The sequence below is a fragment of the Lentilactobacillus sunkii DSM 19904 genome (assembly GCF_001435575.1).
GTDB classification, from domain to species: domain Bacteria; phylum Bacillota; class Bacilli; order Lactobacillales; family Lactobacillaceae; genus Lentilactobacillus; species Lentilactobacillus sunkii.
In genome coordinates this window covers 22,702-38,461 of record NZ_AZEA01000023.1, presented here as the reverse complement: position 1 = coordinate 38,461, position 15,760 = coordinate 22,702, and the positions used below count along the sequence as shown (strand labels likewise).

Annotated in this window: 15 protein-coding genes; 8 read left to right on the top strand and 7 right to left on the bottom strand. The window is 42.1% G+C overall.

Features of this window, described 5'->3' with window-relative positions:
• Window positions 1–41 precede the first annotated feature (41 nt).
• The gene (locus tag FD17_RS10725) at window positions 42–782 is read right to left on the bottom strand and encodes a gamma-glutamyl-gamma-aminobutyrate hydrolase family protein (protein ID WP_057826191.1); all 741 of its coding nucleotides are present in this window, start codon (window positions 780–782) and stop codon (window positions 42–44) included.
• 102 nt (window positions 783–884) lie between these two features.
• On the bottom strand, window positions 885–2,261 hold the full coding sequence (locus FD17_RS10720) for a glutamate--cysteine ligase (RefSeq protein ID WP_057826190.1): 1,377 nt from the start codon (window positions 2,259–2,261) through the stop codon (window positions 885–887).
• Between the two features lie 156 nt (window positions 2,262–2,417).
• Here FD17_RS10720 and FD17_RS10715 point away from each other — a divergent pair, with 156 nt between their 5' ends.
• Window positions 2,418–4,169 carry an ABC transporter ATP-binding protein gene (locus FD17_RS10715; protein WP_057826189.1) on the top strand — a complete coding sequence of 584 codons (1,752 nt, stop codon included), beginning with the start codon at window positions 2,418–2,420 and terminating at the stop codon, window positions 4,167–4,169.
• Window positions 4,169–5,965 carry an ABC transporter ATP-binding protein gene (locus FD17_RS10710; protein WP_057826188.1) on the top strand — a complete coding sequence of 599 codons (1,797 nt, stop codon included), beginning with the start codon at window positions 4,169–4,171 and terminating at the stop codon, window positions 5,963–5,965. The genes FD17_RS10715 and FD17_RS10710 overlap by 1 nt, the downstream gene beginning before the upstream one ends.
• A gap of 196 nt (window positions 5,966–6,161) precedes the next feature.
• On the opposite strand, the gene FD17_RS10705 is transcribed toward FD17_RS10710, so the two are convergent.
• Together FD17_RS10705 and FD17_RS10700 are read right to left on the bottom strand one after the other, a co-directional pair.
• A complete protein-coding gene (locus FD17_RS10705; protein WP_057826187.1) occupies window positions 6,162–6,596 on the bottom strand; it encodes an Hsp20/alpha crystallin family protein in 435 nt (144 codons plus the stop codon).
• A gap of 169 nt (window positions 6,597–6,765) precedes the next feature.
• Complete coding sequence (locus FD17_RS10700) at window positions 6,766–7,200, bottom strand: Hsp20/alpha crystallin family protein (protein WP_057826186.1); 435 nt, start codon at window positions 7,198–7,200, stop codon at window positions 6,766–6,768.
• Window positions 7,201–7,603: 403 nt separating this feature from the next.
• Here FD17_RS10700 and FD17_RS10695 point away from each other — a divergent pair, with 403 nt between their 5' ends.
• On the top strand, window positions 7,604–8,455 hold the full coding sequence (locus tag FD17_RS10695) for a hypothetical protein (protein WP_057826185.1): 852 nt from the start codon (window positions 7,604–7,606) through the stop codon (window positions 8,453–8,455).
• A gap of 27 nt (window positions 8,456–8,482) precedes the next feature.
• On the opposite strand, the gene FD17_RS10690 is transcribed toward FD17_RS10695, so the two are convergent.
• The gene (locus FD17_RS10690; protein ID WP_057826184.1) at window positions 8,483–9,487 is read right to left on the bottom strand and encodes a helveticin J family class III bacteriocin; all 1,005 of its coding nucleotides are present in this window, start codon (window positions 9,485–9,487) and stop codon (window positions 8,483–8,485) included.
• A 508-nt stretch (window positions 9,488–9,995) separates the two neighbouring features.
• Between FD17_RS10690 and FD17_RS10685 the strand changes: the two genes are divergently transcribed.
• Entirely contained in the window at window positions 9,996–10,688 is a 693-nt protein-coding gene (locus tag FD17_RS10685) for a matrixin family metalloprotease (protein ID WP_057826193.1), read from the top strand.
• A 291-nt stretch (window positions 10,689–10,979) separates the two neighbouring features.
• Here FD17_RS10685 and FD17_RS10680 read toward each other — a convergent pair whose 3' ends face one another.
• Both FD17_RS10680 and FD17_RS10675 read right to left on the bottom strand, forming a co-directional pair.
• Complete coding sequence (locus tag FD17_RS10680; protein ID WP_057826183.1) at window positions 10,980–11,684, bottom strand: VIT1/CCC1 transporter family protein; 705 nt, start codon at window positions 11,682–11,684, stop codon at window positions 10,980–10,982.
• Between the two features lie 26 nt (window positions 11,685–11,710).
• On the bottom strand, window positions 11,711–12,391 hold the full coding sequence (locus FD17_RS10675) for a VIT1/CCC1 transporter family protein (RefSeq protein WP_057826182.1): 681 nt from the start codon (window positions 12,389–12,391) through the stop codon (window positions 11,711–11,713).
• A gap of 197 nt (window positions 12,392–12,588) precedes the next feature.
• On the opposite strand from FD17_RS10675, the gene FD17_RS10670 reads away from it, so the two are divergent.
• From FD17_RS10670 to FD17_RS10655, 4 genes are all read left to right on the top strand, one after another.
• Window positions 12,589–13,338, top strand: coding sequence for an NADPH-dependent oxidoreductase (locus FD17_RS10670; protein ID WP_082617205.1), 750 nt, complete (start codon window positions 12,589–12,591; stop codon window positions 13,336–13,338).
• Window positions 13,339–13,682: 344 nt separating this feature from the next.
• Complete coding sequence (locus tag FD17_RS10665) at window positions 13,683–14,345, top strand: amino acid ABC transporter permease (protein ID WP_057826180.1); 663 nt, start codon at window positions 13,683–13,685, stop codon at window positions 14,343–14,345.
• Window positions 14,326–15,015 (top strand): amino acid ABC transporter permease, encoded by a 690-nt coding sequence (locus FD17_RS10660; protein ID WP_057826179.1) that lies wholly within the window; start codon window positions 14,326–14,328, stop codon window positions 15,013–15,015. Before FD17_RS10665 ends, FD17_RS10660 begins: the two co-directional genes overlap by 20 nt.
• The gene (locus FD17_RS10655; RefSeq protein ID WP_057826178.1) at window positions 15,008–15,748 is read left to right on the top strand and encodes an amino acid ABC transporter ATP-binding protein; all 741 of its coding nucleotides are present in this window, start codon (window positions 15,008–15,010) and stop codon (window positions 15,746–15,748) included. Before FD17_RS10660 ends, FD17_RS10655 begins: the two co-directional genes overlap by 8 nt.
• The last annotated feature ends 12 nt before the right edge of the window (window positions 15,749–15,760 follow it).

Below are 15,760 nucleotides of genomic sequence, written 5' to 3'. Positions count from 1 at the left end.
CGTTAACTGGGACTTTTGTCCCAGCCCCATTTTTGTGATAATTATTTTCGTGTTTTATCCGCCACAACCTGACTTCGATCAATAAAGTCTTTGAACAGCTTGCGTGAATCTTCATAATGTTTATAAATGTTCTCAGGATGCCACTGAACAGCAAGAATCTGATCGTTATCAATCGATTCGATTGCTTCAATCACCTGGTCATCCGCTCTTGCGGTAACCTTTAGATATGGGGCAACGTCTTTGACTGCTTGATGGTGACGTGAGTTGACGTATGGTCGTTGTCCGATAATGTCGTTTAAACGGCTATCGGGATCAACTGTCACATGGTGGGAAGGCATGTTGCCAGGCGCCTCTTGAGAATGCTTCAGAGTTGCATGTAGATCTTGTGACAGGTCTTGGTAGAGTGTTCCGCCCAAGCCAACGTTAATCAGCTGCATGCCCCGACAAATTCCCATGATCGCTTTTCCAGCTGTGACTGATTGCTTCAGTAATTCAATTTCAAATAAGTCACGTTTGAGATAAGTCATTCCCAGCTTCTGGAAGGGTTCTTCACCATAAAAAGTGGGATCGACATCAGCGCCGCCAAGAAAACAGACGCCGTCAAACAGTGTCATGTAATCGCGCACATCTTCTGGATTGACACTTGGGAAAATAACTGGAACACCACCGGATTTAACAATGGCTTCAATGGCTGGCCGCGGTGCAAACGCAGCGTTTCGTTCATTAATAACATTCGTTGCCTCGGCAAGAGTGTCAGCAGGTAATGCGATTCTTGGGCGCAATAAAATCCCTCCTCAATTAGTGACTTTAAATCTGTTTATAGTATTGTACTCCAAAAGAATAAATTTACGTCATATTTTGATTGTTGTCAATCTAAAATTGCTTTATTCTTTGTCTTTGTCCTTTGCAGGCTCCCAACTTCCTCTGAACAAGTCGTTTTTCAAATCATTGGCAGAAAGCTTGGCATTACTTTCAAATCCCTTGAACGGCCGAATTGACTGAAGGGCAGATTGCTGATAGCGCTTGGCCCGCTTGATCGCGTACGCTTCCAGTGAACCGTCTTTTAAATGAGTGATGAGCTTCGCACTAGGAGTGGTTAGTGGATTTTCCACCCGATCTTGAAGATCCTGAAGTTCTTCTTGATACTCCGGTCCAAGCTGAATCCTATCGGAATACATTTCAAGGCTCTGTAAGAATGCTCTGGCATTAGCCTGATACTTTGAAACATCGTTTGGATGTTCCTCGGAAACTTCCTCGTTCATCTTGTCTGAGCGGGCAATGACTTTTTCGACTTCATCTGGGTTCATGGCCGGTGACATGATGAAGTAGCTGGCCATCAATCGGATGAACCGCAAGGTATTGGTTCTAATCCCAACTGAGCTGCTGGGGTCAAGGTCAAGCATTCTTAATTCAAGGTAGTCAACCCCAGTCTTTGGAAGCTCACGGAGATTTGAATTACCCTTAAAACGAACGGCACCGTGAAATTCGTAGTCTGAAATGAGCTTACCGTCTGAAACGCCTTTTTCAATCCGATTAACGTAGCGTTGGACATTGGTATAATCACCGGTAAATGGATTCCCAAATCCATGTGAGCTCTGACGAATACTTCTGATCGGTGCTTTGGGACCTTTGCCGGGGTCAAAATAATTGGCTTCGGCTACTGGACTGGCACCAAATAAATATGTAATGACCCACCGATAACGTAAAAATCCTTGGGCAATTTTTGCGTATAAATAATTTTGCAGGTCCACCTTGGATTTGAATCGATCGCTCATTTTAGCCAAAACTAAGTCAAAAACGTGAGGATCAATACTTAAGTTGATGTGAGCACCACATGGGGTTCCTTGAGAAAAGCCGTGTCGTTTAAGCCATTCTTTTAGGTAGGCTTCCTTTTTTGGGCCCATCTTGGCTAACGGAATCTGACTCTTATCCTTTGGCAGCCGCGGTGGCATGGAAAGCGGCCACAATAGTTCACCGGGTGACAGAGCAGTCCGAAGTGCGTTATTGATACTGAATAAGTAGTGCATGGCGTCTAAAGCATGGGCAGCTGGTGGTGTAACGACCTCCGACATGGTTTCCAAGAAATCATTGGTTATCCATGGGTTGGTCTGTTCATCGCCGGCTCCGGCCGGATAAGGTTCCTGACTTAAATTGCCGTTTTCATCAACCCGCTGCATTTCAATTTCAATGCCCATGGTAAAATCTGATGTTTTCGCAACGGCTTCATTATCAAATATTAACTGACCGATTTCACTGAACATAGCATTCCTCCTAATTCAATTGATTAAAATTTGATGATAATTGATGTCAAAATAGTAACACTATAATCAATGATAAGCAATGCTAATAGTGTTATCAACGTGAGTTTTGTGCTAGAATTGTTTTATTTAATTAATTTCTAATTTAGAGGTGGAATCATGAGTATTTTTGTTAAGCTGGGCTGGTATTTCAAAAGGGAATGGAAAATCTACCTGGTCGGTTTATTTGGTCTGCTGCTGACCGCATTGGTCGGAATTATTCCCCCACGGATCATTGGTGATCTGGTTGATTCAATACATAATGGTAAATTAACAGCCAACTATCTCATGGTTTTGCTGATTGTATTGACAATTGTGTCATTTGCCCAATATGGCGCTCGTTACATGTGGCGGACGGCTATCTGGGGTGAAGCAGCGAAGTTGGAAAAAGTGTTGCGGAACCGGCTATTCTTCCATTACACGAGTATGGATCATGAATTCTTTCAACGTTACCGGACTGGTGACCTGATGGCCCATGCGACCAACGACTTGTCTGCGATTCAGCGGGTGGCTGGTGGAGGCATTCTTCAGTTTGCTGATTCGATGATTACCGGTGGAACCACTCTGATTGCGATGATCACACTGATTGACTGGCGACTGACTTTGATTGCGATTGTGCCTTTTCCGTTATTGACGGTTATGTCCAGATTTTTGGGAACCAAGATTCATTTTGCATTCAGAGATTCCCAAGCTGCCTTCTCTCGACTGAATAATAAGGGGGAAGAAAGTATTACCGGTATCAAGGTGATTAAAGGCCTGGGTCAGCAAGAAGAAGATATGCAGGACTTTGACAACCAGGTTGCCAGAACGATTAAGATCAACCGGCGGGTTAACCTGCTGGATTCATTATTTGACCCAATGACGACTATGATCATTGCGCTGTCGTATGTGATCACGATCGTTTATGGTGGTTATTTGGTTACCAACGAAACAATTACCATCGGCTCGCTGGTTTCCTTTGTCTCATATTTGGCAATGATGATCTGGCCAATGTTTGCGGTCGGGATGTTGTTCAACACCTTGGAACGTGGGAATGCCAGTTATGACCGGGTTATGGACCTGATCAATGAGCAGAGTAAAGTCATTGACGATCCCAATGGGGTGACAACATCTCCAAAGGGTGAGGTTGACTATGATGTTAAGCGCTTCTCGTATCCAGGAGATAAACGAAATGCCCTGGAAAACATTAATTTCAAAGTTCCAGCTGGCCAAACTGTTGGTCTTGTCGGTAAGGTTGGTTCAGGAAAAAGTACAATTCTGCGGCTGATCCTGCGTCAATTTGATAATTACGAGGGGACAATTAAATTTGGCGGAATCGACATTAAAAAATATAAAATGGATGCCTTAATTCCAGCGATTGGTTATGTGCCACAGGATACGTTCCTGTTCTCGCAAAGTATTCGGGAAAATATTCGGTTTGCCCGGCCAGAAGCAACTCAGGAACAAGTGGAGGAAGCGGCCAAGAAGAGCGATCTTTATGACCAAATCCAATCAATGCCGGATGGTTATGATACGGCCGTGGGTGAAGAAGGAATCTCATTGTCTGGTGGTCAACGTCAGCGGCTGTCAATTGCCAGAGCATTATTGATTAATCCGGAATTATTGATTTTGGATGATGCTTTATCAGCCGTTGATGCGGAAACGGAAACTCAGATCTTAGAGAATTTACATGCAGAACGTTCTGATAAGACAACAATTATCTCTGCTCACCGGCTAAGCTCCGTCATGAATGCGGATGAAATTCTGGTCATTGATGATGGCCGAATTGTGGAACGTGGAACCCACGACCAATTAATGGCACATGGCGGCTGGTATCATGAAATGTTTGAACGTCAAGAACTGGAAACCAAAGTGAAGGGAGGCAACAGCTAATGGCTGACACATCAAAGCATCAATCTGCCTGGGCGAAATCCATTCCGGTCAAGCAGCAGATGCACATTATTTGGCGGCTGTTTAAATACGCTGCTCCCTATAAATTATACTTTTACTTTTCAGTTGTGTTTGCGATTGCGGTTGCCGTTGTGAACATCTTATTGCCAAGGATTATTCAGACCTATATGGATAGTCATCTGGTAGTTGGCCGAACTGATTTTGAAATGATGTGGTTCTTCGCAGGACTATATTTCTTTGGAATGCTGGCTAAGGCAGTCATGCAGTTTGCTCAAACCTATCTATATGAGATGGGTGCCGAGTATATGCTTGAAAACACCAGACGGAAACTGTTTGCGAAACTGCACACCCTCGGGATGCGTTATTTTGATCAAACACCCAGTGGATCAATCCTGTCACGATTAACGAATGATACCATGGCATTCGCAAACTTTTGGGCTTTATTCAGCAGTCTGGTGGTAACAATCTCTGCGATGATTTCGTCATTTATTGCCATGTATTTTGCTGATGCCAGAATTGCCATGTGGCTGCTGGTGTTTATGCCGTTTCTGTTTGTGACCGTCTGGTATTACCAACGATATAGCACCCGGGTTTATCGCCGGATGCGTGAGCGGTTGAGTCTACTGAATGCCAAGCTGGCTGAAGGCATTACCGGGATCAGTGTGGTTCAGCAATTCCGTCAGGAAAAGCGGATTAATCATGAATTCAGCGATACCAACGATCAGTATTTCAATACTCGGCGGGCAATGATTCGAATCAACTCATTGCTGCTGAACCCAATCATTAATTTGTTCTATGCGTTAGGGACCGTGTTGGCATTGGGGATGTTTGGTATTCGTGGACTGCACGGCTACGTTGCTGCCGGTATCATTTATGCCTTCATCACTTACCTGTCCAACTTTTATAACCCAATGTCTGAAATGATGGATCGATTGAGTGATTTTCAAGATGGTGTGGTTGCCGGTTCACGAGTGTTACGGATCATGGATGACCAGACTTATGAACCACAGCAGCATGCAAATGCGGACGCCAAGATTACGCGAGGTAAGATTGAATTTAAACATGTAACCTTTTCATATGATGGAGAACACGATGTGTTACATGATATCTCCTTTGTTGCCGAACCTGGCCAGACTGTCGCCTTGGTCGGTGAAACCGGTAGCGGGAAGACATCGATGATCAATATTTTGATGCGCTTTTACGAATTTGGGGAAGGCGAGATTTTGATTGATGATCGTGATATTCGCGATTATTCAATTCCGGAACTTCGCAAAAAAATGGGACTGGTTCTGCAAGAGCCATTTATGTTCTATGGGACGGTTGCTTCCAATATCAGAATGTTTAATGAATCCGTCACCGACCAGGAAGTTCGCGAAGCTGCTCATTTTGTTCAGGCGGATCAGTTCATTGAAGATTTACCCGAACAGTATGAATCACGGGTTATTGAGCGTGGTGCGAGTTATTCGAGTGGTCAACGCCAGTTGATTTCATTTGCCCGGACTTTGGTAACTGATCCAAAAATTCTCATTTTGGATGAAGCAACCGCAAACATTGATACGGAAACCGAGCAGATTATCCAAACCGGTTTGGCCAAGCTTCAAGAGGGCCGGACGACCATCGCAATTGCCCATCGATTATCAACCATTCAAAACGCAGATCTGATTTTAGTTCTTGAATCAGGTCGAATTGTTGAACGGGGGACCAATGATGAGTTGTTGGCAAAACGTGGCTTTTATTATGATATGATTCAGCTTCAAAATTCAGCGCACCTGGATTAGAGTGCGTAGCAAGCCGGGTAGCCTCAGAGCATTAGGTAAATCAGGAGTTTTAATGCTGAACTTGCATTGAAACTCCTGATTTGGCTAAGCGGAGGAGGCTGGCTTGTGAAGCACATTTCAGCAAAATAATACAAAAAAATGGTTGGTAACAAGTTTTCACTTTAACTACCAACCATTTTTGTATTACAGCATTAAATTATTGAATCTCAATATGACCAGTGTCTTCTTGACTATCTGCAGCCTTTGGCAAAGTGATGGTTAAAACACCGTCATTAACTTGAGCTGAGATATTGTCACGATCAACGCCAGGCAATTCGTAAGTTCTTGACATTACACCATGACTACGTTCGCTGGCAACAACCCGGCCTTGTTCGTCCTTCTTTTCAGAATTACGTTCTTGGTCAATGCTTAATGCCAAATCGCCATGTTGATATGCCAAGTGGATGTTCTTCTTATCAATGCCAGGGACATCAACTTTCATGACATAATCCTTGTCGTTTTCGGTAATGTCAGTCTTCAAGTTGCCATTTACCATGTAGTCATTGTCTGCATCAGTTGGACTGAAGAAACGACGTGCCAAAGTATCAAAGAATGGATCCATTGCGAAACGGTTTGTTAATTCATTTGCCATAATATCTATCTCCTTCGTTGATTATTAATAAGATTGATCAATTAATAAGCGTCAAAGGTGGTGGGATGGGGTCTTGGAATCACGTTCCCCCAAAAGAAGCTTTACTGAAGTTTCAAAAGCTAATTACCTAATTCCCTACCAAACCACACCAAAATGTTATCAATCTAAATTAGTCAATATCAATATTTCCGGTTGTGTCTTCACTTTCAGTAACCTTTGGTAATGTGATATTCAAAACACCATTATCAATGTGTGCTGAAATGTTCTCACGGTCTACACCAGGTAATTGATAGCTGCGTGACATTACGCCATGACTACGTTCGCTGGCAATGATCTTGCCGTTTTCATCTTTTTGTTCACTTGTATGTTGTTGGTTGATGTTAATTGATAGAAGACCATCTTGATAATTCAGATGGATGTTGTTCTTATCAACACCTGGAACATCAATCTTCAATGAGTAATCTTTGTCGGTTTCATTAATATCAGTCTTTAAATTCCCAAGGTTCTCGTAATCCTTATCGAAGTCAGAAGGGCTAAAGAAACGATGAGCCATACGATCGAAGAACGGATCCAAATCGAAACGATTCATTAATTCATTTGCCATAAATATCTATCTCCTTATTTTCGAAATTATGATTCAAGGTAATGGGGAACAACACTTCACTTTTTTGTTCCTCCTTAACCTTTCATCTTCTATAATAATCAGTTTTGAAATGAATGCCAGCATTTAGCACTCAGATGTCGAGAGTGCTAAAAATTGCTCTTTCAGACAAAAAATTATTCGAATCAGCCATGGTTAGGTACGTTATAATGGGGATGTTTAAACGAATTTAAAACCACCTTTCCAGGTTGGACAAACGCCAGACCCTCTCGAAGAACTGTGAATGCGAAAAGCAGCCAGGTTAAGATGCAGCAGACTGAACACTCTAGAAACTGTAATTGCCAACCAAAAAAGTAGCTATTTTGTAAGGAATCAGATAAACTTTTGAGTGACAGGAGGAACACCTATGAAGAAAAAAGGATTGATTAGTTTACTAGTCATTGCCAGTGTTTCATTAGGAGCATTGGGATTAGCAATGGTATCTGCATCTGCCAGCAATGTGAAGCGGGTGAGTTCCAGCTATATTAAAAAGAATGGCATTAAGCATCGTTTTTACAAATTAACTAAGAATACCAAGGCATCTATATACTATTACGTTAACGAACCAGGAGCCAATCGAGATGGATTGACGCATCGTGCGAATATCATCATGCCTAGGGGAACGATTATTGATTCTCAATTTACAGGTTCAAAGAATAGCAAAAAGGTGCTTTACGGGACTGGTGTCGATCTTAGTTATACTCTAAAGCATAAGCTACTTGGTAAAAATCGTTTGGTTGGCGGGCCAACCTTTGCTATTAATTATTCTTCAAATACTGTGCGGATTAAGCGTCCAGGATACATGCTCCCATATGGCAATAATGTACTGTATTCTGGCGGGTTAACTGGATTTTTACAGTTTGGAACATATGATAGTAACGCTGTTAAGCTGACTTCGGATGGCTACGTTGAATATTATAAGTATGCTAACCGGCGAGCTGCTGAAAACATTATAAGTGCTTACCAAAAGCAAACTATTCCAACCAGTTATACTAAGATAAATCGTTCAGTTGTTAAAGGGAATGTGACGTATTTATATTATGGGCATAAACTTAAAGGTGTTTCTGACAGTAAGGTTCGCACTAAGGGACTTTATCAATATCGTTTAGCTATTGCTAATCAGCACACACCTTACCGTTTAAATAATGATATTTCAGCTAGCATGTACACAATCGGAAACCAGAATTTCTTTACTTTTGTTACGGTATCAAAAGAATAAAAAAGAAGCTCACATTGAGCTTCTTTTTTAAACTGAGAATTCATTTTTTGCAAAGCTATAAATCATGTGGATTGCAGGAGATTGTACGTGATCTTCAATTCCAACATAAACATTATCTCCATGTAATTGAAGGCCTTCAGTTTCAACAAGATCGGGATTGTGCTGGGAGTCGTTAAGATTTAGTTGCACTGTTTCATAATTACCGGGTGTAAATCGCCAATCTCCTTTTAAAATATGTGGTCGTTGGGTTTCTTGTTGTGAGTTGTCAGATTTTTGATGACCACCAGAAATATAGACTTTGTTACTATCATTAAATTCAAGACCTTGTTGAGAATCCCAAGGCAAATGGTGTGTGAAGATATAGGCACTTACGCAAGCACTCTTGATTGTCTTTTCAGTACATGGCGTGTTCAGAGTCTGAAAGGATTCCATAAATGGAACAATTTTTGCTGTTTCATAACAAGTTAACTGTCTTGTATAATTATTATTGTTATCCTTAATGGACTGTCCCATAATAATCAGTCGCGAACCATTGCTCGATAGCGCTGCATCACAACGCAATAGTTCTGCGAAAGGCTCACCATTCTTGTTGGCACTGCTAATACTAGAAAGGCGCATAGCATTTCTATAGTTAAGTGTTTGACCTGCTTGAAACTGGATTAAGCCAATTTGTCTCGCCCAGTGTGTGCCATTAACTGGATCGCCATTCGCACCAGTTGCTACCCAAAAATAATCAGCTCCTTTAGGAAGATACTGCTCTAAAGTTTCACCATGCCCAAATTCTTCAAGAACCATTGATTCTCCGCTTGAAAAGTCAATGGTTGATCCACTGGGTTTAATGCCAGTTGCTTCATTTGAGTCTGCAATTGTGACTCGGGATAATAATGAATCTGGTGAAGGGTCTGACGTTCTTAATTGTAAGGCATATAGATATTTACCTGTGAAATCAATAACGGCTTTCTGGACAATTCGATTACTGCCAAGTCCGGTCATTGTATATTCGTGGTTAGGTGTTACATTCTTAACTGCCATAGTAATTACCTCCTCAGTAATAGCAATACTGTGTTTTATCACAGTAACAACAATAGAAATCCGTGTATCATTGTATGAATGTGATTTTTGTGATAAAAACAATAATACTTTATTAATATGAAGAAGCTGAGAAGAAAGTATGACTTATTTGGAAAAAATTATATAATTAATAATCTAATCATTAAATCTCCATCTGCTTAACAGGAAGATCACTTATAAGCTCTAAAATAAATTGGTAATTAATGTCACAATAAATCTGAAACATAAGGAATTACCGAACTGCTTACAACTGCTATTGTAAGCAGTTTTTTATGTACAAAGAGAGCAGCCCTGACAGAGCTACTTCTCTAAGGACCTGTTGGGGGACTAACACCATGAAAGCTAGCACCACAATTTACAAATCTGTACTAAGTTGCTGATATTAGTATCTAACAAAGTTCGCTTAAGCGCGTTATCATTGGGATGTGCTATGCTGAAGGAGTAAATGAATGAAGCTAGGTGAATGATCATGATCGATCGATTTTTCAATAAAAAGTTCATTTGGAAAGCGATTTGGGTAGGTATCGGGACCGTTGTGATCTACCTGCTATTCATACTGGCCGGGTTTGCCATCAAACTATCCCCAGCTGTGCTTGATCAAAATAATACGCCAACTGAACAAGTTGACACGACCTCAACGCCCGCCTATAGTCCTAAAACCAATTTTCACTGGCCCACCAAGACAATCTCCTACTATATTACGAAGCAGATACCCGCACATTATCGAGTTGCCTGGATGCAGGCGGTAAAGGCGTGGAATGCGGTCGATGTTGTGAACCTGATTTCGGCGACTAGATACAACCAAGCTGACGTTATTTTGACCGTGAAACAGTCTTATCATGAGGGTGAAGGCACGGTTGAAAATATCGCGGGTGGCGTTGTCGGCTATACCAGTGAAGCCTTTAGCCATGTGGATGGCGTGCCGTTATTTGTGGATCAAAATAAAAGCTATTTGATTATCGATTCCCTGAAGCAGGCTCACTACGATTCAGTTAACGAACAGGCCAGTGTTGCGATGCATGAACTGGGCCATGACTTGGGATTGGAACATAGTGACAGCCCACATTCAATTATGCAGCAGGCAGCGCCAACGTACCTATATAGTATTCCAGAGGTGGATGCCAAGCATTTGGCACAGCTTTATCATGGAATCCCACAATAAACAAAAGGAAGTGTGCCAAAAAGGCGATTTTGCTTCCGTAGCATAACCTAGGATAACTTTTTGAGCTGAAAGCTCGGAAAGTTATTCGTAGTTATGCATAGGAAGCAGCCTTTTGGCACACGTTATGGCTATATAACAGGAGAAATTAAAAGGGGCTTCGAGTAAAACGTCAGTTTTGTCACAGCCTCCATCTTCAGTGTAATAGAAAAGATCCAGTTAAAACTGAAATTCAAACAGTTTTAACTGGATCTAATCTTAGATTGCTTATTGTTAGCAGGTATTTTGAACAATTTACGCTGCAAGTAAGATTCCTAAAGAATAATGGATGATCATCGTGATAATTCCAACGATGACATTTCGAATAATAGCTGTTTTGACTAACCCGTTTCCAAGCCGGGCACTTAGGTAACCGGTCAGGCCCACCGATAAACAAACTGCCAGGATAGTGGCTGGCCATTGAAACGCAATGGGTGACAAGGTCATTGCACATAGTGGGAAAATGCCGCCGGCCGAGGCAGAGAATAGGGATGAAAACGCCGCGTTCCAGGGGTTCATATAATGGCCTAATTGCAAATCATATTTAACGTTGACGATCGTTTCCAAGGGCTTTTTACTCATCAAGTCCTTGGCGATCTTATCTGCAGTTTCTTTTGACACTCCTTGATCGACGTAATAATCGGAAACGACTCTCAAATCGGTGTCAAAATCGGTCTTCAAGAGTTGCTTTTCTTTTGCGACAACTGATTTTTCAGTATCCTTTTGAGTACTAACGGAAGCATATTCCCCTGAAGCCATTGAAAACGCACAGGCCAGCAAATCGGACAAACCCGCAATAAAGATTGTAAATTGATTAGTGGTTGCCACGGCAACACTGAACAGGACACCAACAACCGTCAGGATCCCGTCATTTGAGCCTAAAACGCCGGCACGCAGGGTGTTCAGCTTTTCCTCCATGGTTTGTGACTCTTTTTTATTCTTGGATTTAGCATTTTCCATGCCAGTTCCTCCCATCTATGGTTGATTTATGAACCAATTAAGGTTCCGATTGTGTAAGTTACCAACATGGTTAAGACACCGGAAACGATATTTCGAATCATGCCGTGAGTTTTGTTGGCATTTCCCAGTTGGGCAGCAGCGTAGCCGGTAATCGCCAAAGCGACAATGACCGCTAAGAATGTGGCTTGAATTCGGATGGCTTTTGGGAACATCGTAATTGCTAACAGTGGTAGAATTGAACCTGTCGGAAATGAAATCATTGACGCAATCGCTGCTGATAACGGATTGGTATACTCGCCAACGTTAAAGCCGTATTTTTGACGGACGGTTGTTTTGACTGGGTCTTTGGTCATCATTTCTTTGGTGGCCTGATGAGCCAGATCATCAGAGATGCCGTCGCCCATTAACTTGTGCTTGACGGTATTAAATTCATTATCATACGCCGAGTTCAGTGCAGCTTTTTGGAGACTGATGGCATGGCGCTGTGAATCCTTCTGCGTGTTAACAGAAACGAATTCACCCATTGCCATAGAGACAGTCCCGGCTAACATACCGGAAATACCTGAAATGAAAATTGCAAAGTTACTGGATGTCGCACCTGCAACACCAATAACAATCCCGGCAACTGAGACGATCCCATCGTTTGCGCCCATGACTGAAGCCCGCAGGACATTAATTTTTTGAGAAAGCGATCTTTTCTTTGCCATTGTTTCACCTACTTTGTAGTTTATAATCATTATTATCCAACGAAATTCATTTTAACCCTAATAAGAACGAATGTAAATTAAAAATACCGCCGATGATATGGCACAAATGAAATATCCATAATTTCATCAAATTATCCCAATTTAGAACCGCTATCAAATAGTTAGTTATCATTATCAAATAATAGGAGATAACCCCATTGACTAATCCAATACTCGAAGCACTCACTCAGCACCGAAGCATTCGGCAATTTGAAAATAAGTCATTAAGCCCTCATCAGGTAACTGAATTGGTTGATGCAGCCCAGCATGCGTCGACAAGCACATTTTCACAGCAATATTCGATTATTAGCGTGACTGATCCGGCCATATTGAAAGAAATTGCCAAGATTACCGGTCATGGATGGATGCTAAGGAGCGGTCATTACTTTGTGATGGTTGCCGATCAGTACCGGAATCTTAAAATCGCACAGGAAAACGGCACCGATCCCTATATTTTGCACTCAACAGACAAGTTTTTGGCGAGTGTGTTCGATACGGCGATTGCGACTGAGAACATCATGGTCGCTGCAGAAAGCATGGGCCTTGGCGGAACGATTATGGGGAGCATTTTAAATGATCCCCGGCAAATGATTAAGCTCCTTCATTTACCTGAGATGACTTTCCCTCTGTTGGGAATTGCACTGGGGTATCCAAAAGACAAACCAGAACTGAAACCCCGACTGCCCAAAATCGAGTTTCATTTCAGTAACCACTATGATTTGGGTGAAAACTTTGATCAACAACTTCTTGATTATGATCAGCTGTTAAGTGACTATTACCGGTCACGAAGCACAAACGGCCGAACGGAAACTTTCAGTCATCACATTGTTTCCGAATTGAATCGGAACCACAATCTGCGGGCAGACTTGTTTTCAATTATTCAAGAACAGGGCTTCATGGCACATTAAAAATTAATGAGTAAAAACAGTTGACTTTTAAGGCATTAAACATTACATTATTAGTTAATTGATTGACAGTCATTTTGAATTTCACAATGTTGAAGAGAAGAGTAAGCTATTGTCCCGATCAAGCGACCACTGATAGTGAAAGAGTGGCGGGAGATAACTGAAAGTGCGCTCTGAGTTGTGTTGTTTCAGCTTAAATAGGTATTTTTAACGAGGCACCTTTTGTTTGATGGGTGCGAAAAAGGGTGGAACCACGTTAATTCGTCCCTGGCAGCTGGTAGTACCAGTTGTCAGGGACTTTTTGCGTTCAATGACTGTTAAATAAATTAAGGAGGAGATGATCAATAATGAGTAGCTGGGCTATTATCCAACAGAGCTTACCAATGTTTACCAAAGGATTTGAATTAACTCTTTGGCTTTCGTTCATTGGGATAATCGGATCCATCATCGTTGGATTAATTGTTAGCCTGCTTCAATATTTTAAAGTTCCCGTCCTACACCAGATTGCATCTGTTTATGTTGAAATATCGAGAAATACACCTTTGTTGATTCAGCTATTTTTCCTGTATTATGCATTTCCCGTGATTGGCATTAAGTTCGGGGCAGAACTTTGTGGCATCATCGGATTGGTTTTTCTCGGAGGCAGTTACATGGCCGAGGGATTCACCGGTGGCTTCAACGGCGTTTCCAAAGGCCAGTTGGAGTCAGGAAAGGCAATTGGCTTAAGCCGCTGGCAGCTTGCCCGCTACATTGTCTTCCCGCAAGGATTCTCATTAAGCGTTCCGGCGATGGCTGCCAACGTGATCTTCCTGATTAAGGAGACGTCGATTTTTACGGTGATTGCCATTCCGGAATTAACAAATACGGCTTTGGATTTGATTGGGTTGTATTACCGGTCGAATGAATATTTGTTTGTTTTGGTAATTGGCTATGCCATCATTTTAATTCCGCTATCAATCATTTTGACTTTACTAGAAAAGAGGGTTCGTTATGGATCATTCGGGAATTAGTGTTTTATTCGAAGGAACCAATTTTCAGCGCTTGCTGGGCGGACTTTGGGTAACTGTCAGGATTGCAGCGGTGGCATTGATAATTGGTTTGATTCTGGGAGTTATCCTGGGTGTATTGAGAACATTTAAGAATCGGCCGTTGCGGATCATCTTGCGGCTTTACCTGGAATTCTTTCGGGTGGTTCCCACGGTTGTCCTCTTGTTCCTGTTCTATTACATCCTGCCGCGAGAGATGAATTTTAATTTACCAGGCGATCAGTTGGCAACCTTAGTGTTTGCCCTTTGGGTTGCTGCAGAAATGAGTGACATTGTCCGTGGCGCCTTGATATCGGTACCTCAGCATCAAAAAGAATCTGGGAAAGCGATTGGATTGAATCGCTATCAACTATACCGATACGTATTGATCCCCCAGGCAATCAGTTTGGAAATTCCCGCAACCATCAACTTGGCAACCCGGGTTATCAAAACGACTTCCCTGCTGTTGTTGATTTCGGTTATGGATGTGATCAACATTGGCCAACAAATTATTGAGGCCAATAACCACACGCATCCAACAGGGGTCTTCTGGGTATACGGATTAATATTCCTATTCTACTTTTTGATTGATTATCCACTGTCATGGTGGGCAAAGCGGTTAGAAAAGAAGAGATTGGAGAGGGCAAATGGCTGAGCAGATTTTACAGGTTGAACATCTAGAAAAATATTATCAGAAGAAGCATGTGTTGCACGACATTAATTTTCACGTTGATAAGGGGGAAGTTGTCACCCTCCTGGGCCCTTCTGGTTCTGGAAAGAGTACATTAATTCGCTGCTTAAATGGTTTGGAAGCTTATCAACAGGGAACGATTACCTTTGAGGGTAAGAAGATTGAACCAACTGAAAAAAATTGGCAGCAGATCCGCCAAAAAATCGGTATGGTCTTTCAAAGTTATGATTTATTCCCCAATCTGACAGTGATGGATAACATTCTATTAGGACCCACTAAGGTTCAGAAGCAGGATAAATTTGCTGCCAAAAAGGAAGGCTTGGATCTGCTGGCGCGAGTTGGCCTGGAAGATTACGCCAATGCTTATCCGCGGCAACTTTCAGGTGGTCAAAAACAGCGGGTTGCGATTGTTCGCGCCCTTGCCCTTCATCCGGATTTCATGTTGTTCGATGAGGTCACGGCGTCGCTTGATCCGGAAATGGTTCGGGGAATCTTGAACATCATCCAGGATTTGGCCGATGTCGATCACATGACCATGATCGTTGTGACCCATGAAATGAACTTTGCCCAGCAGATTGCTGACAGAGTGATTTTTCTGGAGGATGGTCACATATTGGAACAGACACCTTCAAAACAGTTTTTCAGTGCACCACAAACCAAACGCGCACAAGAATTTTTGGATAGTATGGATTTTTAATTGAGGAGGAAC